Here is a 24,243-nt window from a genome sequence, read left to right as displayed (position 1 = left end):
TGTACGAAAGAGAGGGGGCCGGGGGCGGGGGGGGGGGCCGCCCCCGGGGGGGCGGGCGGGGGTGCCCCCACCCCCGGGGGGGCGGGCCCTTCCGCGCCCCGACACCCTTCCCCTGTCACGGTTCTGACGCCGCATGAGACAACCGATGGGTGTCCTTCACCGTCCTCACGGATCGAGAGGGTCACCGGAAGAGCCGGAAACCCGGCCTGCCGGTGCCCCGACGGGACCGATCGTGAGGAAGACCGCTTTGATACGTGTCACACGCGGCGTGACCACCGCCGTGGCGTTACTCGCGCTGACAGCGGCGTCGCCCTGGCCGGCGTCCGCGCAGCCTTCACCCGAAGCGCCCTCGGGGACGTCCCCGGGGAGCCGGCTCGGAGAACTCACCCTCCCCGAGGGCTGGCAGGTCACCGGGGCCGGTGCGGGCAGGCAGCTGGTCTGGACGGCGCCCGAGCGCATCCCCGCGGGCGACGCCCGCGTCGAGTTCCACGCCGGCGACCGGCTCCTCGGCCGCCCGCTCGCGCGGCCGGACGGGCGCTCCTTCGCCCTGCCCCTCGGGGACGTCCGGCTCGACGAGGGCACGCAGCTGCGGGTGACGGCCGGCGGACGACGGCTCGACGCGCCCGGACGCGCCGACGCCGCCGCCGAACGGCCCCTCGCCCCCGCCCCCGTACCGCCGGCCCCGCTCCCCGCGAACCCGGTCGACCCGGGAGTGCCGGGCCCCTACCGGACCGTCAGCGGCGAGTACGCCCTCCCCTCCGTACGCCTGCCCGGCCTCCCGCAGCCCGTCGAGATGCGCGGCACCGTCGTCGGCCCGGCCGGAGCGCCGGGCAAGCGGCCGGTCGCCCTCTTCCTGCACGGCCGCCACGACACCTGCTACACCCCGGGCACGGAGGACGTCCGGATCACCTGGCCGTGCCCGGCGGGCACCCGGCCGATCCCCAGCGAGCAGGGCTATCTGCGCGCCCAGCGGCTCCTGGCCTCCCAGGGGTACGTGACGGTGTCCGTCGCCGCCAACGGCATCAACGGGCAGGACGGGAACATCGAGGACGCCGGCGCCCAGGCCCGCTCCTCCCTGGTCCGGCTGCACCTCGCCCGCTGGGCGGACTGGTCGGCCCAGCGGGCCTCCGCCCCGGCGGCCGTACGGAAGACCGCGCCCGCCGACCTCTCGCGGGTGCTCCTCGTCGGGCACTCCCGCGGCGGCGAGGGCGTCAACCGGGCCGCGCTCGACAGCCTGAACCCGCCGCCCGCCGCCCAGGACGGCTACCGGGGCCCCGTACGGTGGAAGATCCGCGGCAACGTCCTCATCGGGCCCACGGTGTTCGGCCAGAACCCGGCCCCCGACGTGCCCTCCACGACCCTCCTGCCGGGCTGCGACGGCGACGTGTCCGACCTCCAGGGCCAGATCTACGTCGACGGCACCCGCGGCGTCAGCAAGGGCGCCGCCCTGCACAGCGCGGCCTACGTCGTCGGCGCCAACCACAACTTCTTCAACAGCGAGTGGACTCCGGGGCAGGCGAAGGCGCCGGCCATCGACGACTTCTCGTCCGACGACGGCGTCGACCCGGTCTGCTCCCCCGGTACGGCGACCCGGCTGACGGCCACACAGCAGCAGGCCGCGGGCGCCACGTACATCGCGGCCTCCGCCCGGCTGTTCGTCGGCGGCGACGACGCGGTCCGGCCGCTGCTCGACGGCACCGGCCGCCGTGCGCCCTCGGCGGGTCCTGCGCGGGTCCTCACCCACGCCGTCGGCGCCCGCCGCACCCCCGCGTTCCTTCCCGGTTCCTCGGTCACCGTCTCCGGCGGCGGCCGGCCGTGCGCCCAGATCGACCCGGACACCGCCCGCGCCTGCCTCTCGCCCGAGGAGGGGTGGTCCCCGCACTTCGCGTACTGGGAGACCTCGCCCGAACCGGGCCGCGACGCCGTCGCGATGAAGTGGACGGGCACCGGAAGCCCGGTCACGGTCCGCCCGGCCCGGCCGGTCTCCCTCGCGGGCGCCGAGTCCCTGGCGCTGCGCGTGATCGTCCCGCCGAACAGCACCGGCACCGAACTGGACGTCGCCGTGACCGACGCCTCGGGCCGCCGCGCCTCCCTGGGCCGCACCCGCGTCGACGGACTGCCGGGCAGCCCGCGCACCGCCGCGTACTGGAGCCGCGAGATCCGCGTACCGCTGGCCGCCGCGGCACGGGCGGGCCTGGACCTGAAGCGGATCGGCGCGCTCGAACTGACCCCCCGCGGCGGCAGCGGCAGCGCCTGGCTCATGGACGCGTGGGGCTGGCGCCCCGGCACCCCGGCCGCGAACCCCGCGCCGCTCACGCGCGTCGACATCGGCCGCCTGACCGTCGCGGAGGGCGACTCCGGGGTCCGTACCTACCGGGTGCCGGTGACGGTCTCCGGACGGGGCAGCGGCCAGGTCCGGCTGTTCGTCCCGGTGCCGGGCACCGAGCAGGTCACGTCCCGCACCGTGACGGTGCGGCCGGGACACCATGACATCGACGTGCCGGTGGAGGTACGGGGCAACACGCGCTACGGCTACGACGTGCGGCACGACGCCTTCGTCAAGGCCGTGCGGGGTACCGTCGTCGGGGCGCACCGGGGCGGCGTGACCGCACGGAACGACGACGCCCCGCCCACCGTGCGCCTGACGCCCGTCACCGGCGACGTGACCGAGGGCTCGGCCCTGAGCTGGAAGGTGACGCTCTCCGAGCCGGCCGATGTCGAGGTCTCGGGCGAGATCCTCCTCAAGCCGGTCACCGACGGTCCGGAGCTCTCCACCGCGGACCTCGATCCCGCCTGGGTCGAGGCGCAGTTCGGCGAAGTGCCGAATCCCGCGAAGCCCCTGTCCGGGGTGACGGAAGGCGGCACCCGCCTGTGGCTCTCCGTCCCCGCGGGCGAGACGAGCGCACAGGTCACCGTCCCCACCGTCCGGGACGGCGTCGCGGAGCCGGCGGAGTCCCTCCGGGCCCAGCTCTTCACGTACGACGAGACCTGGGAGCCGGTCCCGGGCCCGGAGTTCACGGGCACGGTGCGGGACGCCGCCTGAGCTGACAGGCCCGTCCTTGCGATGGCGCCACGTGACACCACTTGGTGCCACGTGGCGCCATTTCGCATCACCAGCAGTCGTCACGCACTCCTGACACCACAGCCATCACTCAGGACTCCAGCGCATTCACGCAGGTCAGAGTGGGTTTCAGCAGCGAACGCCACACCGACCGCTCCGCCGCGCTTGCACATGGCGCCAGAGTGGTGCCATGATGACGTCATGGACCTCACCCCGTATGTCGACAACCTCCGCCGCGAACTCGCGGTGGCCGCCGAGGCCGGCGGCGAAGAGGCACGCGAGCTGGCCGAGCGGCTCACCGCTCCCCTGGAGTCGGCGGCCCGGCTGACCATGCTCAACGTGCTCTCCGCCGCGACCGACGAGATCACCCGTGAACTCGCCCCCGGCTCGGTCGACGTACGGCTCCGGGGCCTCGACCCCGACTTCCTCGTGACGCTCCCGCCCAGCGGCGGCGCCCCCGCGGAGCCGGACACCACCGCCGAACCGCTCCCGGCACCGGCCCTCGCCGAGGGCGACGAGGGCGGAACCGCCCGCGTCAACCTGCGCCTGCCGGCCCACCTCAAGACCCGCGCCGAGGAGGCGGCGGCCCGCGAGGGCCTGTCGGTCAACGCGTGGCTCGTACGGGCCGTGTCGGCCGCGGTCGGCGGCGGCGCCCGGCCCCGCACGCCCGAGAAGCCCCAGACCATCGGACAGAGCATCACGGGCTGGGTGCGCTAGCCACGCCGGCGGCCCGCACCGCAGCACCCGCACCACTTCACCCACACCACGTCCCACCTGCGGGGACGACCTGAAGACCCAAGAGGACGGGACAGCCATGCCTTCTTTCGACACTCCCGCACCGATCTCGGCCACGGCACGCGTGGAGGCCGGTTCCATCCAGTTCATCGCGGGCGACCGCGCCGACACCGTCGTCGAGGTGCGGGCGCGCAACCCGAAGAAGGACCTGGACGTGAAGACGGCCGACCAGACCGAGGTCACCTACGCGAGCGGCGTACTGACCGTCAGGACGCCGAAGTCCAACCTGTTCGGCCGCACCGGCGTCGTCGACGTCACCGTCGAACTCCCCACCGACTCACGGGTCGAACTGACCGGCGCCTGGACCCAGGTGCTCGGCGAGGGCCGGCTCGGCGAGGTCCGCGTGAAGACCTCGTCCGGCGACGCCCGCTTCGACACCACCGGTCCGCTGCACCTGACCGCCTCGCACGGCTCGATCACCGTGGACCGGGTCGAGGGCATGGCCGAGATCACCACCAGCTCCGGCAGCCTGCGCGTCGGCGTCGTCGACGGCCCCGCCGTCCTGAAGAACTCGCACGGCACCACGACCGTCCGCGCCGTGAACGGCGACCTGCGGGTGAGCGGCGCCCACGGCGACATCGAGGTCGGCAGCGCCGAGGCCTCGGTCGTCGCCACGACCGCCCACGGCACCCTGCGCATCGGCGAGGTGGCGAGCGGCACCGTCCAGCTGGAGACCTCCTACGGCGCGATCGAGGTCGGCATCCGCGAGGGCGTCGCGGCCTGGCTCGACGCCCACTCGTCCTCGGGCCAGGTGCGCAACACGCTCACCACGTCCGAGTCCCCGGGGAAGAGCGAGGACACGGTCGAGGTCCGGGCCCGCACGAAGCACGGCAACATCGACATCCGCCGCGCGAAGGCCTGAGCACCAGCCCCTCCGCCCCGCGAAGGCCCGAGCGCCAGCCCCTGCGCCCCGCGAAGGCCCGAGCGCCAGCCGCTCCGACTCCCCCTCCCCATCCCCCTCCCCCTTCCCCCTTCCCCCTCACCCTTCTCCAGGAGGGCCCTATGCCTTCTTCTGTCATGCCCATGCCCATTCAGACGGACGGTCGTCCGTCACCGGCCGCCGTCTCCGCCACCGGCCTGCGCAAGTCCTACGGCGACAAGACCGTCCTCGACGGCATCGACCTGCACATCCCCGAGGGCTCGATCTTCGCCCTCCTCGGCCCGAACGGCGCGGGCAAGACGACCGCCGTGAAGATCCTGTCCACGCTGATCACGGCCGACGGCGGACAGGCCCGGGTGGCGGGCCACGACCTCACGGCGAAAGCGCAGTCCGTCCGCGCCGCGATCGGTGTCACGGGCCAGTTCTCCGCGGTCGACGGCCTGATCACGGGCGAGGAGAACATGCTCCTGATGGCGGACCTCCACCACCTGTCCAAGCAGGAGGGCCGGCGGGTCGCGGCCGAACTCCTCGACCGCTTCGACCTCACGGACGCGGCGAAGAAGCCCGCCTCCACCTACTCCGGCGGCATGAAGCGCCGCCTCGACATCGCGATGACGCTGGTCGGCAGCCCGCGGATCATCTTCCTCGACGAGCCGACCACCGGCCTGGACCCCCGCTCCCGCCACAACATGTGGCAGATCATCCGCGAACTCGTCGCGGACGGGGTGACGGTCTTCCTCACCACCCAGTACCTGGAGGAGGCCGACCAGCTCGCCGACCGCATCGCGGTCCTCAACAACGGCAAGATCGCCGCCGAAGGCACCGCGGAGGAACTCAAGCGCCTGATCCCCGGCGGCCACATCCGCCTCCGCTTCTCCGACCCCGAGGTCTACCGCACGGCCGCGCACACGCTCGCCGAGGCCACGCGGGACGACGAGGCACTGGCACTGCAACTCCCCAGCGACGGCAGCCAGCGCGAACTGCGGTCCATCCTCGACTGGTTGGACTCCACCGGCATCGAGGCCGACGAACTCACCGTGCACACCCCTGACCTGGACGACGTCTTCTTCGCCCTCACCGCCACCGACCAGCCGAAGGAAGCCGTCCGATGAGCTCGCTCTCCCTCGCGACCCGCGACACGTCCACGATGCTGCGCCGCAACCTCCTGCACGCCCGGCGCTACCCCTCCCTGACCCTGAACCTCCTGCTCACCCCGATCATGCTCCTGCTCCTGTTCGTCTACATCTTCGGCGACACGATGAGCGCGGGCATGGGCGGCGGCGACCGCTCCGACTACATCGCCTACCTCGTCCCCGGCCTGCTCCTGATGACCATCGGCTCGACCACGATCGGCACGGCGGTCTCCGTCTCCACCGACATGACCGAGGGCATCATCGCCCGCTTCCGCACCATGGCGATCCACCGCGGCGCGGTCATCACGGGCCACGTCATCGGCAGCGTCATCCAGTCCGTCCTCAGCGTGGTCCTGGTCGGCGCGGTCGGCGTGGCGATCGGCTTCCGCTCCACCGACGCCACGGCCCTCGAATGGCTCGCGGCCTTCGGCCTCCTGGTCCTCTTCGCCCTCGCCCTGACCTGGATCGCGGTCGGCATGGGCATGGTCAGCCCCAACGCGGAGGCGGCCAGCAACAACGCGATGCCGCTGATCTTCCTGCCGCTGATCTCCAGCACCTTCGTCCCGGTCGACCAGATGCCCGGCTGGTTCCAGCCCATCGCCGAGTACCAGCCCTTCACCCCGGCCATCGAAACCCTCCGCGGCCTGCTCCTGGGCACCGAGATCGGCCACAACGGCTGGCTCGCCCTCGCCTGGTGCCTCGCCCTCGCCACCCTCGGCTACTTCTGGTCCAAGGCGGTGTACAACCGGGACCCCAAGTAGGCGCCAGGTCATCCGGCGCGGCCGCCACCTGGGACCACCAGGTCGGCGGCCGCCTCACGCGCGGGCGAGGCGAGAGGAGTCCTAGCCTGGAAGGGGGACCGAGCCGAGGTGGTGGTGTGCCATGACCGACGACAGCAAGTACTGGGCCTCCGGTAGCTGGCAGGTCTCCGAGGGCGACGTCGACGAGTTCGTCGAGCGCTGGCGGGCCTTCCTCACCTGGACGAAGGAGGCCAATGACGGCTTCCTGTCGGCGCGACTCATCCGCGATCTGAAGGAGCCGCTCCACTTCGTGTCCTTCTCCGCCTGGCGGGACCCGGCGGCGATGAAGGAATGGCAGAACAAGCCCGAGTTCGCCGAGCTCATGGGCGCCTGCCGGGCCCTGTGCGAGTCCATGACGGCCGGCGGGTACGAACTGACGGTAGCCGTGTGAACAGGAGAGCGTGCCGCGCCGTGGGGCGTGGCACGATTGCCGGTCACGCTCCCGCCCGGAAGGGCGGGAAGGTGGGCGGGAACAAGGTGTCGGCGTCCCTGCGCAGGATGTCGCGTTCGCCATACGCGGCCCGCATCTTCTCGAACAGCCCCTGGGCCCGCTCCTGCAGGGCGCCGAGGTCGACGCCGGGGATGCCGCGGTCCACAAGGACGGGGCGGCCGGCGACGACGGAGTTCGTGGCTTGCCGTGCGGTGCCGCTGAGCAGGAACGTGCGGACGGGGTCGTCCTGCACGCCGTCCCGGATGTCGCCGAGCCCGAAGGCGACGAGGTCCGCCTGGGCGCCGGCCTGGAGCCGGCCCAGGTCGGCGCGGCCCAGGGCGCGCGCTCCGCCGAGGGTGGCGGCCTCGACGTACTGCTCGACCGGTGCCGCGTCCAGCCGGCCGTCGACGACCTTGGCGAGGTGGACGCCGAGGTCCATGCCGCGGATCAGGTCGGGCGGGAAGGAGTCGGTGCCGAGGCAGAGAGTGATCCCCGCCTCCCGGTAGGCGCCGAAGGAGTGCAGGACGTCCCCGTACCGCAGGGAGGTCTGCGGGCAGTGGACGACGGACACTCCGGCGCGGGCCAGCGCGGCCAGATCGCCCCGGTCCTCGCCGTGCACCTCGGGGTGCCGGTCGACGAGCACGGTGTGCGGTACGAGCAGCCGGGTGCCGAACAGGCCGGTGCTGTCCATCAGTTCCAGGGGCGTCATGCCGTACCGGTCCCGCACGAGGTCCCGCTCCAGGGTGCCCTGGAGGGCATGGAGGCGGACGAGGACGTCCCGCCGGCGGGCCGTGGCCGCGGTCTCGCGCAGCAGTTCCTCGGTGAGGGTCTCGATGCGGCAGGGCAGCAGGACGCCGGTCAGCAGCGGGTCGGCGAGCTTGTCGAGATGGTCGAGGAAGCGGACGGCGTCGCGCAGACCGGCGCGGCCCCGCTCCTCGTCGAACGCCACGCCCCGACTGCCGTCGGGCAGCGCCACGTTGACGCCGGAGCGGTACGCCGGACCGAGGTAGCCGCGCAGCCCGAGCCGCCGTGAGGTCTCGGCCATCGCCACGAGTTCCTCGTACGGCTCGGCCCAGGCGCTGTGGACCTCGGAGGCGATCGGCATGTAGGTGGTGATGCCGTGCAGGGCGAGCTGCACGAGGGCGTACTCGCGGACCGTGTGCCGCTCGTCGGGGGTGAACACGTCGTGCCGGTGGTGGGTGAAGTGGTCCAGGGACCACTGGAGTCCGTGGCCGCGCTCGGGGTCGGACCAGGAGTCGAGCACGAGGTGGTCGATGTCGGTGAGCGCGTCGAGGTCGATCAGCCCCGGCATGACGAGGGAGTGTCCGAGGTCGCGGTCCTCGTCGACCGGACCGTCGTAGCGCGGGCCGACGTACACGATGACGTCGTCCTCCCACACGACCTCGCCGTCCCGCAGCAGTGCGTGACCGCCGTCCTGGTGGGCGAGTACGTGACGGGCACGCCAACGGGTGCGCATACGACCTCCTGAGGCTCATGGCAGGGCCGCCATCGTAGGCGTTGGTATACAGAACACAAACCCACACCTCCCGGATGGCACCACACCCCAGGGAATAACTACTCCTCGCGGTATACCGAGTCAGCACCCGGCGCCGGTCACCCGATCCAGCGCGGCGAGGAGCAGCTGGAGTTCGGCCTCGATGAAGTCGGCGGCAGCGGGGGACTCCATGGGAGCGGTCTCGGCGGGGGCGGCGAGGAAGACCGACCGGGCAGCGACGGTGCCGATCAGCACCAGGGTCAGCACGGCGAGCTGCTCGGGCCCCACGCCTTGGCTCAGCTCGCCTCGACGAAGGGCCTGCCCGATGAGCGTGTCGAGTTGCCCGCGAACCACCACGTACACGTCGTCATGGAGGATCCGGCGCAGCTCCGCGTCGTGCGCGGCCTGACCCATCAGCGACAGCAGTGCGGGCCCGGTGGAGGCGCCCAGGATGCGCTGCTTGCGTACGAGGAACTCCCGGAGGTCGCCTTCGAGGGTGCCGGTGTCGATGCCGCCGAGTTCGTCGAGGGCGATGTGCCGGGCCACGGCGCCGGCGAGGGCCTGCTTCGAGGGCCAGCGGCGGTAGAGGGAGGCGGTGGAGGCGCCGGCGCGCCGGGCCACGGCCGTGGTGGTGAAGGCGGCCCACCCCGACTCCTTGAGGACCTCGATCGCCGCGTCGATCAGGGCCGCGTCGACGCGCGGGTCCTTCGGTCGCCCCTTCAGCGTGGCGTCGTCACTCCTCGTCATGGGTCGATTCTCTCGTATCGCGACGGGCACCTCTCCGCTACAGTAAACGAAAAGCTTTCGTTTCGTATTGAGGTGTGTGACTCCATGCCCGACTGCATGCCCACGACGACACTCGACCGGCCCGTGGACTCCGCCACCGGGATCCCCGACACGGTGGCCGACGCGCGGCGGCTCTTCGACGCGGGCGCGACCCGCCCCCTGGCCGCCCGTGTCCGCTCCCTGCACGCGCTGCGCGCGCTGGTCACGGAGAACGAGGCCGCGTTCGAGGCCGCCTTGTGGAGCGACCTCCACAAGGGCCGGGCGGAGGCGCAGCTGACCGAGATCAGCGTGGTCCTCGCGGAGATCAACCACACCTTGCGACGACTCCGGGGGTGGGCCCGTCCGCAACGCGGTCCCGTTCCCCTGGCACTGTGGCCCGCTCGCGCCCGGCTGGTGTCCGAGCCGCTCGGAGTGGTCCTGGTGATCTCCGCGTGGAACTACCCCGTGCAGGTCCTGCTCGCCCCGCTGGCCGGCGTGCTCGCCGCGGGGAACGCGGCGGTGCTCAAGCCGAGCGAGCTGGCGCCGGCGACCTCGGAGCTGATGGCCCGACTCGTACCCCGCTACTTCCCCGAAGGAGTGGTGCGTGTGGTCGAGGGAGGAGTACCGGAGACCACCGAGCTGCTCGCGCAGAAGTTCGACCACATCGTGTTCACCGGTAGCGGGACGGTGGGGCGCGTCGTGATGCGTGCGGCGGCCGAGCACCTGACGCCGGTGACGCTCGAACTCGGCGGGAAGTCCCCGGTGTGGTTCGACGACGACGCCCGCCTGCACCGGGCCGCCCGCCGACTGGCGTGGGCGAAGTTCACCAACGCGGGCCAGACCTGCGTCGCCCCGGACTATGTGATGACCACGCCGGACCGGGTCCCGGCGCTCGTCGCGGCCCTGGAGGCGGCGATCAGGGACATGTGGGGCCCCGATCCCCGTACCGGCCAGGACTACGGACGCATCGTCAACGAGCGACAGTACGACCGTCTCGTCGGCCTCCTGGACAGGGCGGACGTGGTGATCGGCGGCGAGCACGACCGGTCGGAACGCTACCTCGCACCCACGGTCGTGACCGTCCCCGCAGGCGCCGGGCGGCCGGTCGTCGGCCGGGACGCGGAGCACCCCGTACTACGGGAGGAGATCTTCGGCCCGATCCTTCCGATCGTCCCCGTCGCCTCCGCGGAGGAGGCCGTGGAGGTGATCAACGCCTGGGACAAGCCCCTCGCCCTGTACGTGTTCACCTCGTCGACCGACACCCGCCGCCTGTTCGAACGGAACACCTCGTCCGGCGCGGTGGTCCACGACGCGGGCCTCGTGCACGTCGCCACGACGGGCCTGCCGTTCGGCGGGATCGGAGGGAGCGGCATGGGCGCCTATCACGGTACGTACTCCTGGCGCAGCTTCTCCCACCTCAAGCCGGTCCTGCACAAGCCGCTGGGCCCGGACACCCTGCGCCTGGCACAGCCCCCGTTCACCGACCTCGGCCTCCGCCTGGTCAAACGCCTGATGCGCCACGGCTGAGCCCCTCGCCCCGCCTGACCCACGGTCCACCGAGGGTTCGCCCAGTGGAGCAGGGACCGGGTACGGGCCAGGCAAGGCGAGTTGAACTGACCTCGGTGCACGCTCGACTCTGCGATCCTGCGGCCTGCAAGGGGCACCGTGACAACCCAGTCCTGCGGAGTCGGCCCTGTCGTACGCCACATGAACTTGTCGCTGTCGCACGACTCGCCCCAGGGCAGCAACCCACCGGGAGCGGGGTGGGCCAGCAAGCCAAGACCGGGCTCCAACCAAGCAGTGGCAAGGAGCTCAAGGGCGTCCCGGGTGCCCTGCAGAATGCGCCCTTCCTCGCCCGTTCAGGTAGAGGGACCAGACGGAGTTGCTGCCACGTGCATCCGGAGGCCGCCACGAACACGATCGCTGCCAGAACCTCACGGTCACCATGCCGACGCCGGCCACCCGCCGATACCAGGTGCTCAACGATCCCCACCCCGCCTCGCTGCCAACCGAGCCGGAGGAAGCGTGCGGTAAATGCGATGTCCTACGACGACAAGCCATGTCACAGTCACCGGATGTCCAACGACGTCGCTTATCCCGTCTTCCGTAGCCCCGATCCAGCGCTCGCCCTGAGCACCGCCCGCCGTCTCATGGAGTTCGGCCGCTGCGAGCATTCCGAGGTCTCCGCGTACGCGGTGTTCTCCTCCGTCGCCGGGGTGCGGCGGATGGCGAAGGCCATGCCCAAGGGATGGTTCCGCGGGGCTTCCGAGCTGGAGGAATTTCAAGGGGTGCCGCTCGAGGACCAGCCCGCTTTCGTCGTCGGTGTCCCGGCGAGCGGCCTGCCGACCGAGGCAGCCGCGTTCGAGGGGCGGCTGCCGGTGGAGTGGGAGGTCTTGGACCTGCCGGTCGACAGTATCGAGGACGATTTCACCGCGGCGATCGGTCCGAATGTCGGCTTGATCAACTGGAGGTCGCTGCAATGGCCGGACGCTCCCGAGGCGGGCTTCCACGGCGAGTCCAAACACGCTGAAGTGACACTTCTCTTCAACACCCATACCCGCGAGCTCGACGAGCCCACCGACGACCACACCGTCCTCGTCCATGTCCGCAGCGCGGTCTTCGACGGCCACCAGGCACGTGAGCCCTACGCCCACTGGCTCGCCGCACAGACGGGCCTCACGATCATCGGGCCCGCGCAAAGGTGCTGAGCCGACGACGTCACCACCGCGACGAACGCAAGCCGAACACTTCCTCGCCTTCGTCGGCCTAGCCGCAGCCCTCATCAACTACCCCGCCGACTGATCCGGCGATCCAGTCGGCCGGGAGCAACAGTCGGCCAACACCGCTGGTGTCAGTGCCGACTCGTAGGGTGCGCTGGAAAACGACGAGGAGGTTCCATGGGCTTTTCCGGTCATCTGGTCTTTGCACGCAGCCAGCGCCGACTCCTGGAAGCACCCCTGTTCGCCAGCGTGGATCCAGGTCCGACGAACGGCGTGCATGAGTGGCAGCAGCGACCGGGCGGCTGGCAGACCCTGCAATTGAAACAAGGCATCTGGGAGGACGAATACCTGCCCACCCTGGTCGAATGGACCGGTGCGCCGGCCTGCATCGCCGACGTCTCCGACAGCGGCGTCGCCCTCGTGACCGGCCTGGACACCAACGGGCACCGCTGGCAGGCATGGCTCAACCTGGACAACGCCGCCGCCCTCCTCGTCGAGGAACCCGAGGACGTGGACGACATGAGCGTGTGGATGGCCACCCCGGCATTCGACGAGGCCATCGGTCACAAGCGAGCAGAGCTCGACGCGGAGGTGCCGGCCGACGCCGAAGCCGCTCTTATGTGGGCTTCAACAGCCGGTGCCCAAGCCGCGGCACATCAGGCCCGGATCGAGGAACTGCTACGTACGCAGGGGACGTTCGTGGAGGAGTTGTTCGACGCGCTGCTGGACGAACTGGGATTCCCTGCAGCTGTCCGCTCCGCACCGCAGCCGTAGGAAACGACGTCTTGCCGCCGAATTGTCCGGTAGGCGTTGATCGGGACGCCGACGGGCGAGTTGCTTTCCCGCCAGCAGCACCAGGCCGGGAGCCACGAGGTCTCAATGGGTGAGGTGTCGTCGGATGAACGGTGCCGTTCCCAGGACGAGTGCGGCGAAGACGGTCAGTCGTTGAAGGCCGGGCTGAGCGGCGAAGCTGCTGTGCTGGATGCCGTAGACCGCATACCAGTTGGCGGCGAGGTCGGTCGCCATGATGGCGCAGGCGAGGTCGGTCCCTCGGCGTTTGCCCCTGATCAGGAACACGGCGGCGAGGACATCGAGCAGCGCCAGCGATGACCAGTAAAGGTTGAGCCAGCCCGGTGCCCAGTCGTACGGGTGCAGACCGTGGCTGAGGAGGTCGGTGACGTGCGCGGAAGCACCGACGAAGAGCAGGACGGCTGCGATACCGCAGACCGATACGACCGCCCAGCGCGGCGTGTGGCGCATCCATCCGATCACGGTGTGGATCGTTGCACGTGGCGGCCGTGGGCGGAACCGGACGATGCGGGGTGCTGGAACCTGGCGTTCAGGCTGCGGCAAGCATCCGGTAACGATCCAGGTCAGAACATTGCGTTGCGTTGCGTCACTCTTAGTATCTCTTCATGGCATTCCTTTCAAATCGCAGCAGGCGTCCTCGCATTGCCCCGGAGCTCGACGACGCCGATCTGGGCAAGCTCCTGAAGCGTCTGATTTCGACGACCCGGTCCAGCGCCTTCGGGACGACGGATATCTGCGTGGCTCAGATCGCCCGATTCATGGAGGAGAGCCCTGAGGATTTCGACCGCCGGACGCACCGTCTGTCCGTTCTGGCCGGATTCCTGTCCGAGTCGCACCTCCCGGGCGCATGGGTGACGCGGGACCCCCGCAACGCGGATGCCCTGGTGCTGCAGGCCTGGTCCGAGCTCGAACAGGGGCGCACCGCCGGTGTTCTGGCCGATGCGTCCTCCGTATGGAAGAGGTGTCTGCTGGCGACCGAGATCGACCCGCGGGACCCTGCGCCCTGGCTCGTCATGCTGGGCGTCGCACGTCTGGAGCGCTACCCGAACTCGGACGTCTTCGCGATCTGGAACGAGATCCTGACGCGGGATCGATGGCATCGCGAGGCATACCTGAGCATGCTCGCCTATCTGAGCCCCGAGGAAGCCGGGTCGACCGCCCAGATGGTGGAATTCGTCGACTCCGTCCGGATACGGATGCCGGCGAACGCACCTTGTGCCGCCGTCGAGCTCACCGCTGATGTGATGCGCTACCACGCGATAGTGGGGCGTGGCGGTACGGACGCGCTGCTGGCCCGCAACCACTGGGACAATCCGCAGACGGCTGCGTTCCTGGAGCGGGCAGCGGCCACGTGGGGCCAGCCGGCGTTCTTCAGTCATGCCGCGACTCTGGCCGATCTCAATCTGCTCGCTTACGCGCTGACGGTTTCCAACAGGCGCCGGGAAGCCGCTCCGCTCTTCGACACCATCGGCGGAAAGGTCACCAGCTGGCCGTGGCGCACGCAGGGCGATCCACTGGCGGCGTTCGAGTCCGCCCGCACCAAGGGGAGATGACGGCCCCGGACGCATCCGGACTGCCGCGCCTCACCGGCTCCCGACGACGGCGTCGGCCGGAGGTCCTTGACGACCCGGTTTAGGTGTCGGCGAGGAGCAGGGAGCGCGGCTGACCGGCCGCCGGGACGAGTCCGGGGCAAGCGGAGCGTCCGGAGCCGGCGGCCGTCCCGTCACCTGTGAGGATTGCCCGGAGCCCGCATCTTGATCGAGGTGCGCGACGGCACCACCTTCCCGACCGCCGGCCACCTGGCCGCCTGTGCCGATCTCGCCCCCGCGACCCGAGGCTTGGGCTCCTCGATCCGCGGCGAACATCCCTCCAGACGGGGGAAACAAGCAGCTCAAACGGTCTTTCTCCCTCTCCGCTTTCGCCGCCCTGGGCGACCCGGCCTCCCGGGCCTCCTACGAACCGTAGCCCGTTCGGGCTGTCGCTCCGCAGACCTAGACCATGGTCAGGAGGTGATGCGTGGGGCCGTAGTCGATCTTCCAATCGGCATAGACCCCACAGAATCCATCCTTGATGCACCGCAGGCCCACGGTTACCCAGCGGACCGATCCGTCGTCGCCAAGTGAGAACGCGACCGCGGCCTCGAACTCCTCGCTCCCGCAGGGGCAGCCAGCCGTACCGGGCTCGTCGTCCTCCCAGGACTCCTCGTTCCAGTACTCCTCGCTGTCCGCGACGAAAGCACGGCTGCCGCAGCCCGTACACTCCCGCTCCGCGCCGGAAGCGTTGACCAGCACGAAGAACACACGACCGCCGCACCCCTCGCAGACGGAAGGAGCTATCTTCACCGGGCGGCCGCCGACCGCCTCCCGCAGGAACACCGCGAGCTCCGCGGGGACCCCCTCACCAACCTGATCATCAGCATGCACGGACACATCGTTCCAGACGCCCCCGAACCCACACCTGACCAACTTGACCAAAGACTCGGGGCACCCCTCTGCTCCCCCGACCCCTCGGTGTCCGCTCTCCCGGCTCCTCGCCGTCGCGGCCCTCGTCGTCATCACCAGGACCTCGCCCCGGTCCTGATGATCCTGCGCGACAAGCGCGTGCCGCTGCGGGTGCGAGTGCGGGTGCGGGCCGCGCTCAACGTCGAGGGTGGCTTCAACGACGGTTCTTCCCAGTGGTCGCGCCGCTCCCCGGCACCGAGTTCCCCCGTCCCGAACACCTGGCGATCGGCCGGCTCGGGCCGTGCGGTGTCACGTCGAGCGCCTTCGCTGTCCTGACCTACGCCCAACTCCGCCAGGAGGAAGCGGACTTCATGGTGTACGGCTCTGTTCAGATGCGACCTGGCCGTCCCCGGCCGGCAGTCAGGCAGCCGTGTTCAGCGCGGAGACGGCGCCGGCCACGGTGATCGTGTTGAAGACGAACGCGATGACGGCGTTGGCGGCCACCGTCCGGCGCATCTCCCTGGTCAGCACGCTTACGTCCGTCGTCCCGAACGACAGCGCGAAGTACACGTAGTCACCCCAGACGGGTTCCTCGGGGCCGGGAAACTCCAGCGCCTGCTCGTCCTCGACGAGGTCGTCGGCGTGGAAGGCCACGGAGAAGGCGACGACCACGCAGATCCACGCGACGACGACCAGGACGAGGGCCACCACTCCACGCGCCGCCGTGGGCAGCGCCGCGTCGATGTGCCCCGGGAACCAGACCACCGCCGCGACGAAGGCCCCGGAGGCGATGAAGAGGGAGACCCCCGGCCCGGGCGCTGCACCGAGGACGTACCGCTGGAGGACGGGTGCCGCGCTCGCTGCGCCGGGCCCAGCTCCGTACCCGCTCCGGGGACGCGGTCGAGAAGGCGACCGAGGTGAGCAGGAAGTACGGAAGCAGGTAGGCCGCCAGTACGAGGACCCCCACATCGGCCGCTGACGTCCGCGTCCGACTGCCGTCGACGCCTAGAAGGGGCCCTGCGGTCCCGACGGCGAGCGCCGCACTCACCCCCGACCTGCGCCGCTCGGAGAGCCACCGGTTCCGGGCACGTCGAGGAACACGTTCCTGCACGGGCGATCTCCTTGGAGCGATCAGCTGCCGACCAGGGAGAAGCTACGGCATCGCACCCCGCTCCCCCGGGATGAGACATGGCGATCCGTCAACAATGCGGCGCAGGGGTTGTCGTGCCCGCCGCCGGCCCTTCCGTGGGCCGTCTGCACCTCCGGGCGTCCCGGCGCCGTTCCTGTCCGCCCCGGTGCCGGCCGAGGGTTCCCCTGGTTGATCATCCAGTCCAGCCGCCGCGAGCGGCTGGTTTTTCGGGTTCCCGCACAGTCGTCCCACCCGTCTCCCCGGGCCTTCACTGGCATGAGCGGCAGCCGCGTATTGCAGCGGATACATATGTGCGAAGCGGATTGGGAATCTGGCATGTAGATGGTAGCCAATCATCCTGCTACAGTCCGCATCTGCGTCGTACGGGTGACCCTCCGTGCGAGAGCGCCCGGGCTCCTGGCTCCCCACCCTCGGATGAGCGCTCACCAGAGAGACAGCGGTGATCAAGCCCGCCCGTCTCGCCAGTCCGCAGGGGAACACCCCGAAGAGCCGGACCGGTAGGCGCCCGTAAAGGCCCTCCCCTCCACGGCGCCGCGCTCCCCCGGGACCTCCGGTCCCTGATCGCCGTGCCGACCATCGAAGGACGGAATCCGATGACAAGAAACCTGTTGCGGCGCCCTGCCCTGAGCAAGGCACTGGTCCTGGGCGCCGTGCTGGCCCTGGCGATGCCCGGGTCGGCGTACGCCAACACCGTGGCCGTCACCGTCAAGACCCCCGGGGCCACCAGCGGTCCCGCCTCCGCCAACTCCGAGATATCGACCCACGCGGACTGCTCCAGCGGTCTCATCTCCGGTGGTGGGATCAACCAGGCCATCGGCACCGGCGCGAGCGTGAACGGGAACCACGTCAACGGCACCTCGCCCAGCTCCGACGGGACCACCGAGTACACCGGCTCCATCGGTGTCGTCGGCACCGACGTCACGCACTGGCTCGGCATCGGTGGCAGCGGAGGCCAGGTCAACGCCTCCTTCTCCACCACCCCTTACGCCATGTGCCTCACGAGCACTCTGATCAACCACACCCAGGTCGTCATGAACAAGGCCAACACCCCCACCGCCGGTGCGACCGTGGGCCGCGTCACCGCGACCTGCCCGGCCAACACCCGTCTGCTCGGCGGCGGCGCCCGCACCACTCCGGGCAACACGGGCGGCTTCAAGACGATCGCGAGCTTCCCCACCTTCAACGACTCGGCACACGCCTTCGGCGCGAAGGCCGCGGCGGACGGAGAGTCCAACCCCGATTCCTGGTCGGCGGTCGGCTGGGACTCCGGCGCCAACAGCGGCAACTTCACCTACGCCTACGCGATCTGCAGCGGAAGCGGCATCAACGTCAGCGGTGCCACGGTGAAGGTCCGCCACACCGAGGTCAGCGGCCCGACCACCGGGAGCACCGGCCAGACGGCGACCGTGGGCTGCGGCCAGGGCGACGGGAACCTGGTCAGCGGCGGCGCCGCGATCAGCGGGGGCAGCGTGACGATCACCAGCTTCACGGGTCCGGGGTCGGGCGGCGACCACCTCAACGGAAGCTTCCCCAGCACCTCCGGCGGAGCCGCGGTCAGCGACGGGACCACCACGGCGGCCTACTGGACGGCCTCCGCCCACACCGGAGGCCAGTCCTCCCCCGGCACCTCCACCGACGCCTGGGCACTGTGCGCCAACGACGGTGTCTGAGAAGGCCGTTCCCGATAGCGAGCCATCCACACGCACACACGCACCGACACGAGAGAGAATCCGATGAGCACGACCATCCGGCGGGGCTCCGCCGCTAGCAAGGCCCTGATCCTGGCCGCCCTGCTGACCGTCGCGGTGCCAAGTGCCGCGTACGGCAAGACCGTGGACGTCACGGTCGTCACCCCCGGGGCCACCATGGGCCCCGCGACCCCCTTCACCGGGGTCTCCTCGCACGCCGACTGCCCCGACGGCCTCGTCTCCGGGGGCGGGGCCGACCAGGCCATCGGCAACGACGAGATGTCCAACGGCAACCACGTGATGGGCATGGTGCCCAGCGCCGACGGCGCCACGGAGTACGTCGACACTCCGGGGGTCGTCGGCACCGACCCCACGCACTGGATGGCGTTCGGCGGAAGCGGCAGCCGCAGCAGCGAGGCGTTCTCCACCACCCCGTACGCGATCTGCCTGCAGTCGAACCTGATCAGACACACCCAGGTGGTCATGAACAAGGCCAACGGCCCCACCACCGGGCTGTCGTCCAAGCTCGTGACGGCGACCTGCCCGGCCGGCACCGTCCTGATCGGCGGTGGCGCCCGCACCACACCGGCCAGTGTCGGCAGCCTCAAGCCGATCGCCAGCTTCCCCACCTTCAACGACGCCGAGCACCACTTCGGCTCGATCGCGGCGGGGGACGGCGAACGCGACCCCGACTCCTGGACGGCGGTCGGCGGGATCGGCGGCGGACGCGGGGCGGACAACATGACGTACGCCTACGCGATCTGCAGCACGGACGACATCGACCTCGAGCACGTGTCCACGACGGTCCACTTCACCGAGGTCAGCGGCCCGAACACGGCCTCCACGGGACAGACGGCGACGACCGGCTGCTCCCGCGGGGAAGGTCGGTTGGTCAGCGGTGGCGCCGCCATCAGCGGCGGCAACGTGACCACGACCGACTTCAGCAAGGCGACCTCGGGCGGCCCCCACCTCAACGGCAGCTTCCCCAGCGACGCCGCCGGCACCCCTGTCGGCGACGGGGACACCAACCCCTCGTACTGGACGGCAGCCACCCACAGCGGAGGTTCCCCGTCCCAGGGGAGCTACTCCGACGTCTGGGCGCTCTGCCTGGACGTGCAGCACGGTCACAAGCGGTAGCCCCGAGCACATGACCCCCGAGCGGTCCCTCCTGCCCCAAGAGGGACCGCTCGGCGTGTGTACGGAGGCAGTCCGAGGCCATCGCACCCCACGCCCCCGCAGTGGTCGGTGCAGTCGAACGGGTTACGAGTCCTCCTTCCGCTCCCGCATCCGCCGCAGGGCGGGCCTGGCCTTCGCCGGACTCGTCCGCTCGGCAAGCCGGCTTGCGAGCGCGGCCGGCGTGGGCGCCGTGAAGACCATGCGGATCGACAGTTCCACGCCCAGCACCGCACGCAGCCGGCTGACCAGCCGAGTGGCCAGCAGCGAATGCCCGCCCAGGGTGAAGAAGTCGTCGTCCACCCCGACCACCGGCAGGCCCAGCACCCGTGCGAAGGCCTCGCAGAGAATCCTCTCCTGCTCCGTGGCCGGCTCCCGGCCCGTCCCCGCCAGCGCCGCGACGTCCGGATCCGGCAGCGCCGCGCGGTCCAGCTTGCCGCTGATCGTCAACGGCAGCGCGTCGAGCAGCACGACCGCCTGCGGGACCATGTACTGCGGCAGGCGCCGCGCCACGTGGTCCACCACCTGGCGACGCAGCGCGCCGTCGTCGGCAGCCTCGCCGTCCGCCGGAACGACGTAGCCGACCAGCCGCGCGTCGCCCCCGACATCCGTTCGTACGGTCACCGCGGCCTGAGCCACCGCCGGATGCCCGGTCAGTACGGAGGCGATCTCCTCCGGCTCCACCCGGAAGCCCCGGATCTTCACCTGCGTGTCCGCCCGCCCCGCGAACTCCAGGCGGCCGTCAGCGGTCCACCGCACCCGGTCACCCGTCCGGTACATCCGATCCCCGGCTCCCGCGTACGGGCACGCCACGAACCGCTCGGCCGTCAGACCCGCACGTCCCACGTACCCCCGGGCGAGGTTGGGGCCGGCGACGTACAGGTCGCCCACCACCCCGGCCGGCACCGGGGCGAGGCCCCCGTCCAGGACGAACGCCCAGACGCCCGGAAGCGGACCACCGATGTCAGGGGCGTCTCCCCCGGCCAGCGGCCGGGACATCGTCGCGCACACCGTCGTCTCCGTCGGCCCGTACGCGTTGATCAGCCGCCGGCCCGGAGCCCAGCGCTCCGTCAGCTGCCCGCCCAGCGCCTCACCGGCCGACACCAGCGTGGTCACCGAGGCGAGGTCCTCGGGTGACAGCTCGGCCAGTACCGCCGGCGGCAGGGTCACATGCGTCACGCCGTGCCGGGCCAGGACCCGGGCCAGACCGGGTCCTGGCAGTAGTTCCTCCGCTCCGGCCACGACCAGGCACGCGCCGGACGACAAAGCCACCACCACGTCCGAGACCGCCGCGTCGAAGCTCAGCGACGCGAACTGCAGCAGGCGGCTGGAGCGCTCCACCGCGAACCGGTCCACCTGCGCGGCGGCCAGGCCCGCAAGTCCGGCATGCGACACCGCCACGCCCTTGGGCCGTCCCGTCGAACCCGACGTGTAGATCACGTACGCCAGCTGGTCGGGCACGCCGGCCACGCCGGGCGCGGTCACGGGCGCCGCCGCGAGAGCGGCCGACACCTCCGGGGCGTCCAGGTTCAGCACCGGCAGCGCCGGTACGGACAGGTGGCGCGTCAGGTCGCTCTCCCCGACGACGACGCCCGCGCCGCTGTCCGCGAGCATGAACGCCAGCCGCTCGGCCGGATACTCCGGGTCCAGTGGCAGATAGGCCGCACCAGCCTTCCACACGGCCAGGATCGCAGCGATGGCCGTGACGCCCCTCGGCAGGCACAGCGCCACGACGGACTCCGGCCCGACCCCGTACGTCCTCAGGTGGTGCGCCAGGCGATTGGCCTGCGCGTCGAGTTCGGCGTACGACACCTCGGTCTCGCCGGCCGCGACAGCGACCGCGTCGGGAGTCCTGGCCGCCTGCGCCTCGAACAACTCCGCCGCGGTCCGCGCCGCCACCGGCTCGTCCGCATCGCCGTTCCACTCCGCGAGAACCCGCTGCACCTCGTTCGCCGGCAGGACCTCCACCGCCGAGAGACGCGTGGTGGGCGCCGTCTCCAACGCGGCCACCACGTTGTCCACACAGGCGTGCAGCATCGAACAGACGGCCGCGGCGTCCACGGCGGCCACCGCATCGACGGTCAGCACGAACCCGGAGCCGACGTCGTCCACCGCGACGGCCACGGGATAGTTGGTGCGTTCCCGGGTGAGCAGCGTGCTGATTCCTTCGAGCACGGTGCCGCTGTCCTGCTCCGACGCCTCGGGGGCGGCCTGATGATGCCGGTAGTTGAAGATCGAGGTGAAGAGCGGGCTGCCGCCCGGCACCCTGCTGGCCCGCTGCGCCAGCGCCAGCGGCGCGTGCTCGTGCACCAGCAGCTCCGCCAGCTGGTCCCGCAGACCGAACAAGGCCTCGGGCACCGACGCCGACCCCACCCGGACGCGCACCGGCAGCGTGTTGATGAAGGGACCCTGCACACGATCGGCCCCGGATCCGGCGTTCATCCGCCCGAACAGCACGGTGCCGAACACCACGTCGTGCCGGCCGCTGACCGCCGCGAGGACACGGGCCCACGCCAAGTGGAACACGGTGGCCGGACTCACCCCGAGCGACCGGGCCGTCCCGCGCACCCGGTCCGCCAGCTCTTCCTCCACGGACCACCGCGCGCGTTCCGCGTCGCTGCCGTCGCCGTGCACGTCGAGCAGCCCGTACGGGGCCGTGGTCTCGTCGAGGTCGCCGAGCAGCTCCGCGAAGTAGCGCTCGTGCTCCGCTCGGGTCACGCCGAGCCGCGCCTGTCCGACAAAGGTACGGAACGGAAGAGCAGCGGGCAGCGCGTCGCCCCGGCCGGAGAGGAACGCACCGAGCTCGCGCAGCAACGCCTCCTGACTCGTGTGGTCCCGGACCATCTGATGAATACGGACCAGACACACCCACCGGTCGCTGCCCGGTTCGGCGGCGACGTGCGCCCGGATCAACGGAGCACTGCGCAGATCCATCCAGCCACCGGCATGCGCCAGCAACTGCCCTACGACCTCACCCCCGTCCGGGTCGGGAGAGAACTCCTCGACGGGCAGCTCCACGTCCCGCAACACCACCTGGACCGGGTCGCCGAGCCCCTCCCACAGAATGGCTGTGCGGTAGATGTCGTGCCGGTCCACCACCCGCTGGAGCGCCGCGAGGAACGCGTCCAACCGCTCGCGTGAATCGAGTGCGAGGACGATCGGCAACACGTAGACGTCGCCCGTGTCCTGACCAGTGATCAGGTGATGGAAGAGGATGCCTTCCTGGAGGGGGGCGAGGGGGTAGATGTCGGCGATGTTGGCCGCGCCGCCGTCGACGGCCGCGACGATCCGCTCGACCTCGTCGCCGGTCAGGTCGACCAGCGGCAGCATGTCCGGGGTGATCCGCCCGGCACCGGCCGGGATCCGGTTCTCCGGCACCTCGACCGCGTCCGGTCCGGCCTCTCGCGCCAGACCGGCCGGCGTCGGCGTCTGGAACAACGCCCGCACCGACACCGCCACGCCCCGGCCGCGCAGCAGCTCCACCAGCGAGACCGCCAGCAGCGAATGCCCGCCGAGGGTGAAGAAGTCGTCGTCGACGCCGACCACGGGCACGTTGAGAACCTGAGCGAAGGCCTGGCACAGGATCTCCTCCTGCACCGTCGCCGGCCCCCGCCCGACACCCGCACCCGCCGCTGCGGCGTAGTCCGGAGCCGGGAGGGCCTTGCGGTCGAGCTTGCCGTTACCGGTCAGCGGCAGCGCCTCAAGGACCAGTACCGCGGACGGGACCATGTGCTCGGGCAGCCTGGCTGCGGCGAAGGACCGCACCGATTCGACGAGCGCCGCATGGTCGGTGTCCGCATCGTCCGGTACGACGTAGGCGACCAGGCGCTTGTCACCCGGGACGTCCTCCCGCGCGAGCACCGCCACCTGCCCGAGCTGCGCATGCGTGGCCAGTACCGCCTCGATCTCAGCCGGCTCGATCCGGAAACCACGCACCTTCACCTGATCATCGGCACGACCGGCGAACACCAGACGACCATCCGCACTCCACCGTGCGCGGTCCCCGGTCCGGTACATCCGCTCCCCGGACGATCCGAACGGGCAGGCCACAAACCGCTCACCGGTCAGGCCCGGCCGTCCGACATACCCCCGCGCCAACTGCGCGCCCGCCACATACAGCTCTCCCACCACACCCACCGGCACCGGCTGCAACGTGGCATCGAGCAGGTAGAAGCGGGTGTTCGCGACGGGTCGGCCGACCGGAATCACCCCCGCCGCCGCATCCTCCGCAGACAGGGCACCCGTGGCGACACCGATGGTGGTCTCCGTCGGACCGTAGTGGTTGAACACCTCCCCACCCTGAGCGAGCAACTCACCCACCAGAGCGGGCGATGCCGTCTCACCACCGAGCACCAGAGACCCCACCGAACCGACGGCCGAACCACCCAGCGCCGCCACATGGGAAGGCACCGCCTTCACACCCTCGATCCCATGGCCGGTCACGTACTCCCGCACCAGAGCCGGGTCCGTCACCGCCTCCTCGTCCAGGAAGTGCAGCACACCCCCACACACGAGGCTCGCGAAGATGGTCGTGTTGCCCAGGTCCGTCGCCTGCCCCTGCAACACCGCGAACCCACCACCCGGCCGGACGAACCCCACGCGGGCCGGCACCGCACCCACATAGTTCGCCAACCCACCCTGAGTGACCGCCACACCCTTCGGCCGGCCCGTCGAACCCGACGTATACACCACATACGCCACCTGACCAGGCTCGACGGAAACCTCCGGTGCCGTGTCGGGGAGCCCCGCCAGCTGCATCTCCACCAGCGGCCCGTCGACCGCCACCAGACGATGCCGACCCGCAGGCAGATCCTCCAGGATCTCCTCCGTCGTCAACGTCAGCACCGCACGACTGTCACCCAGCATGAACGCGATCCGCTCCGCGGGCTGACCCACATCCAC

17 protein-coding genes and 3 pseudogenes are annotated in these 24,243 nt (G+C 70.9%); 13 read left to right on the top strand and 7 right to left on the bottom strand.

The window, feature by feature from the left end; all coding sequences use genetic code 11:
- Positions 1–247 precede the first annotated feature (247 nt).
- The 6 genes from ACWGN5_RS38655 to ACWGN5_RS38630 all read left to right on the top strand — a co-directional run bounded on the left by ACWGN5_RS38655 (position 248) and on the right by ACWGN5_RS38630 (position 7,060).
- The gene (locus ACWGN5_RS38655) at positions 248–3,043 is read left to right on the top strand and encodes a hypothetical protein (RefSeq protein WP_453523099.1); all 2,796 of its coding nucleotides are present in this window, start codon (positions 248–250) and stop codon (positions 3,041–3,043) included.
- Between the two features lie 219 nt (positions 3,044–3,262).
- On the top strand, positions 3,263–3,778 hold the full coding sequence (locus tag ACWGN5_RS38650; RefSeq protein WP_453523098.1) for a hypothetical protein: 516 nt from the start codon (positions 3,263–3,265) through the stop codon (positions 3,776–3,778).
- A 97-nt stretch (positions 3,779–3,875) separates the two neighbouring features.
- On the top strand, positions 3,876–4,718 hold the full coding sequence (locus ACWGN5_RS38645; protein WP_453523097.1) for a DUF4097 family beta strand repeat-containing protein: 843 nt from the start codon (positions 3,876–3,878) through the stop codon (positions 4,716–4,718).
- A gap of 140 nt (positions 4,719–4,858) precedes the next feature.
- Positions 4,859–5,848 (top strand): ATP-binding cassette domain-containing protein, encoded by a 990-nt coding sequence (locus ACWGN5_RS38640; RefSeq protein ID WP_453523096.1) that lies wholly within the window; start codon positions 4,859–4,861, stop codon positions 5,846–5,848.
- Positions 5,845–6,630, top strand: coding sequence for an ABC transporter permease (locus ACWGN5_RS38635; RefSeq protein ID WP_453523095.1), 786 nt, complete (start codon positions 5,845–5,847; stop codon positions 6,628–6,630). Before ACWGN5_RS38640 ends, ACWGN5_RS38635 begins: the two co-directional genes overlap by 4 nt.
- A 121-nt stretch (positions 6,631–6,751) precedes the next feature.
- A complete protein-coding gene (locus ACWGN5_RS38630) occupies positions 6,752–7,060 on the top strand; it encodes an antibiotic biosynthesis monooxygenase family protein (protein ID WP_453523094.1) in 309 nt (102 codons plus the stop codon).
- Positions 7,061–7,103: 43 nt separating this feature from the next.
- Here the strand turns inward: ACWGN5_RS38630 and ACWGN5_RS38625 are convergent, their stop codons facing one another.
- On the bottom strand, positions 7,104–8,576 hold the full coding sequence (locus ACWGN5_RS38625) for a chlorohydrolase family protein (RefSeq protein WP_453523093.1): 1,473 nt from the start codon (positions 8,574–8,576) through the stop codon (positions 7,104–7,106).
- A 120-nt stretch (positions 8,577–8,696) separates the two neighbouring features.
- Positions 8,697–9,341 carry a TetR/AcrR family transcriptional regulator gene (locus ACWGN5_RS38620; RefSeq protein WP_453523092.1) on the bottom strand — a complete coding sequence of 215 codons (645 nt, stop codon included), beginning with the start codon at positions 9,339–9,341 and terminating at the stop codon, positions 8,697–8,699.
- 96 nt (positions 9,342–9,437) lie between these two features.
- On the opposite strand from ACWGN5_RS38620, the gene ACWGN5_RS38615 reads away from it, so the two are divergent.
- Positions 9,438–10,886, top strand: a complete 1,449-nt coding sequence (locus ACWGN5_RS38615) for an aldehyde dehydrogenase family protein (protein ID WP_453523091.1) — start codon at positions 9,438–9,440, stop codon at positions 10,884–10,886.
- 352 nt (positions 10,887–11,238) lie between these two features.
- On the opposite strand, the pseudogene ACWGN5_RS38610 reads toward ACWGN5_RS38615, so the two are convergent.
- A pseudogene (locus ACWGN5_RS38610) lies at positions 11,239–11,322 on the bottom strand (IS5/IS1182 family transposase); the annotation flags it as partial.
- Between the two features lie 112 nt (positions 11,323–11,434).
- On the opposite strand from ACWGN5_RS38610, the gene ACWGN5_RS38605 reads away from it, so the two are divergent.
- On the top strand, positions 11,435–12,067 hold the full coding sequence (locus ACWGN5_RS38605; RefSeq protein WP_453523090.1) for a hypothetical protein: 633 nt from the start codon (positions 11,435–11,437) through the stop codon (positions 12,065–12,067).
- 189 nt (positions 12,068–12,256) lie between these two features.
- Positions 12,257–12,853 carry a hypothetical protein gene (locus tag ACWGN5_RS38600; RefSeq protein WP_453523089.1) on the top strand — a complete coding sequence of 199 codons (597 nt, stop codon included), beginning with the start codon at positions 12,257–12,259 and terminating at the stop codon, positions 12,851–12,853.
- A gap of 102 nt (positions 12,854–12,955) precedes the next feature.
- Here ACWGN5_RS38600 and ACWGN5_RS38595 read toward each other — a convergent pair whose 3' ends face one another.
- A complete protein-coding gene (locus ACWGN5_RS38595) occupies positions 12,956–13,351 on the bottom strand; it encodes a hypothetical protein (protein ID WP_453523088.1) in 396 nt (131 codons plus the stop codon).
- A gap of 143 nt (positions 13,352–13,494) precedes the next feature.
- On the opposite strand from ACWGN5_RS38595, the gene ACWGN5_RS38590 reads away from it, so the two are divergent.
- Together ACWGN5_RS38590 and ACWGN5_RS38585 are read left to right on the top strand one after the other, a co-directional pair.
- Positions 13,495–14,442 carry a hypothetical protein gene (locus tag ACWGN5_RS38590; protein ID WP_453523087.1) on the top strand — a complete coding sequence of 316 codons (948 nt, stop codon included), beginning with the start codon at positions 13,495–13,497 and terminating at the stop codon, positions 14,440–14,442.
- Positions 14,443–14,634: 192 nt separating this feature from the next.
- Positions 14,635–14,845, top strand: a pseudogene (locus ACWGN5_RS38585) (transposase); the annotation flags it as partial.
- Between the two features lie 35 nt (positions 14,846–14,880).
- Here the strand turns inward: ACWGN5_RS38585 and ACWGN5_RS38580 are convergent.
- Together ACWGN5_RS38580 and ACWGN5_RS38575 are read right to left on the bottom strand one after the other, a co-directional pair.
- Positions 14,881–15,444 carry a hypothetical protein gene (locus ACWGN5_RS38580; RefSeq protein ID WP_453523086.1) on the bottom strand — a complete coding sequence of 188 codons (564 nt, stop codon included), beginning with the start codon at positions 15,442–15,444 and terminating at the stop codon, positions 14,881–14,883.
- A gap of 306 nt (positions 15,445–15,750) precedes the next feature.
- Positions 15,751–16,378: pseudogene (locus tag ACWGN5_RS38575) on the bottom strand (DUF1345 domain-containing protein).
- Between the two features lie 695 nt (positions 16,379–17,073).
- On the opposite strand from ACWGN5_RS38575, the gene ACWGN5_RS38570 reads away from it, so the two are divergent.
- Both ACWGN5_RS38570 and ACWGN5_RS38565 read left to right on the top strand, forming a co-directional pair.
- Positions 17,074–18,150 (top strand): hypothetical protein, encoded by a 1,077-nt coding sequence (locus ACWGN5_RS38570; RefSeq protein ID WP_453523085.1) that lies wholly within the window; start codon positions 17,074–17,076, stop codon positions 18,148–18,150.
- Positions 18,151–18,213: 63 nt separating this feature from the next.
- Positions 18,214–19,305, top strand: coding sequence for a hypothetical protein (locus tag ACWGN5_RS38565; RefSeq protein ID WP_453523084.1), 1,092 nt, complete (start codon positions 18,214–18,216; stop codon positions 19,303–19,305).
- Positions 19,306–19,428: 123 nt separating this feature from the next.
- Here the strand turns inward: ACWGN5_RS38565 and ACWGN5_RS38560 are convergent, their stop codons facing one another.
- On the bottom strand, positions 19,429–24,237 hold the full coding sequence (locus ACWGN5_RS38560; protein WP_453523083.1) for an amino acid adenylation domain-containing protein: 4,809 nt from the start codon (positions 24,235–24,237) through the stop codon (positions 19,429–19,431).
- Positions 24,238–24,243: the final 6 nt, after the last annotated feature.

Source organism: Streptomyces sp. NPDC055815 (assembly GCF_053616475.1).
The sequence above is the reverse complement of the archived record's forward strand: the minus strand, read 5'-3'. Positions and strand labels throughout refer to the sequence as shown.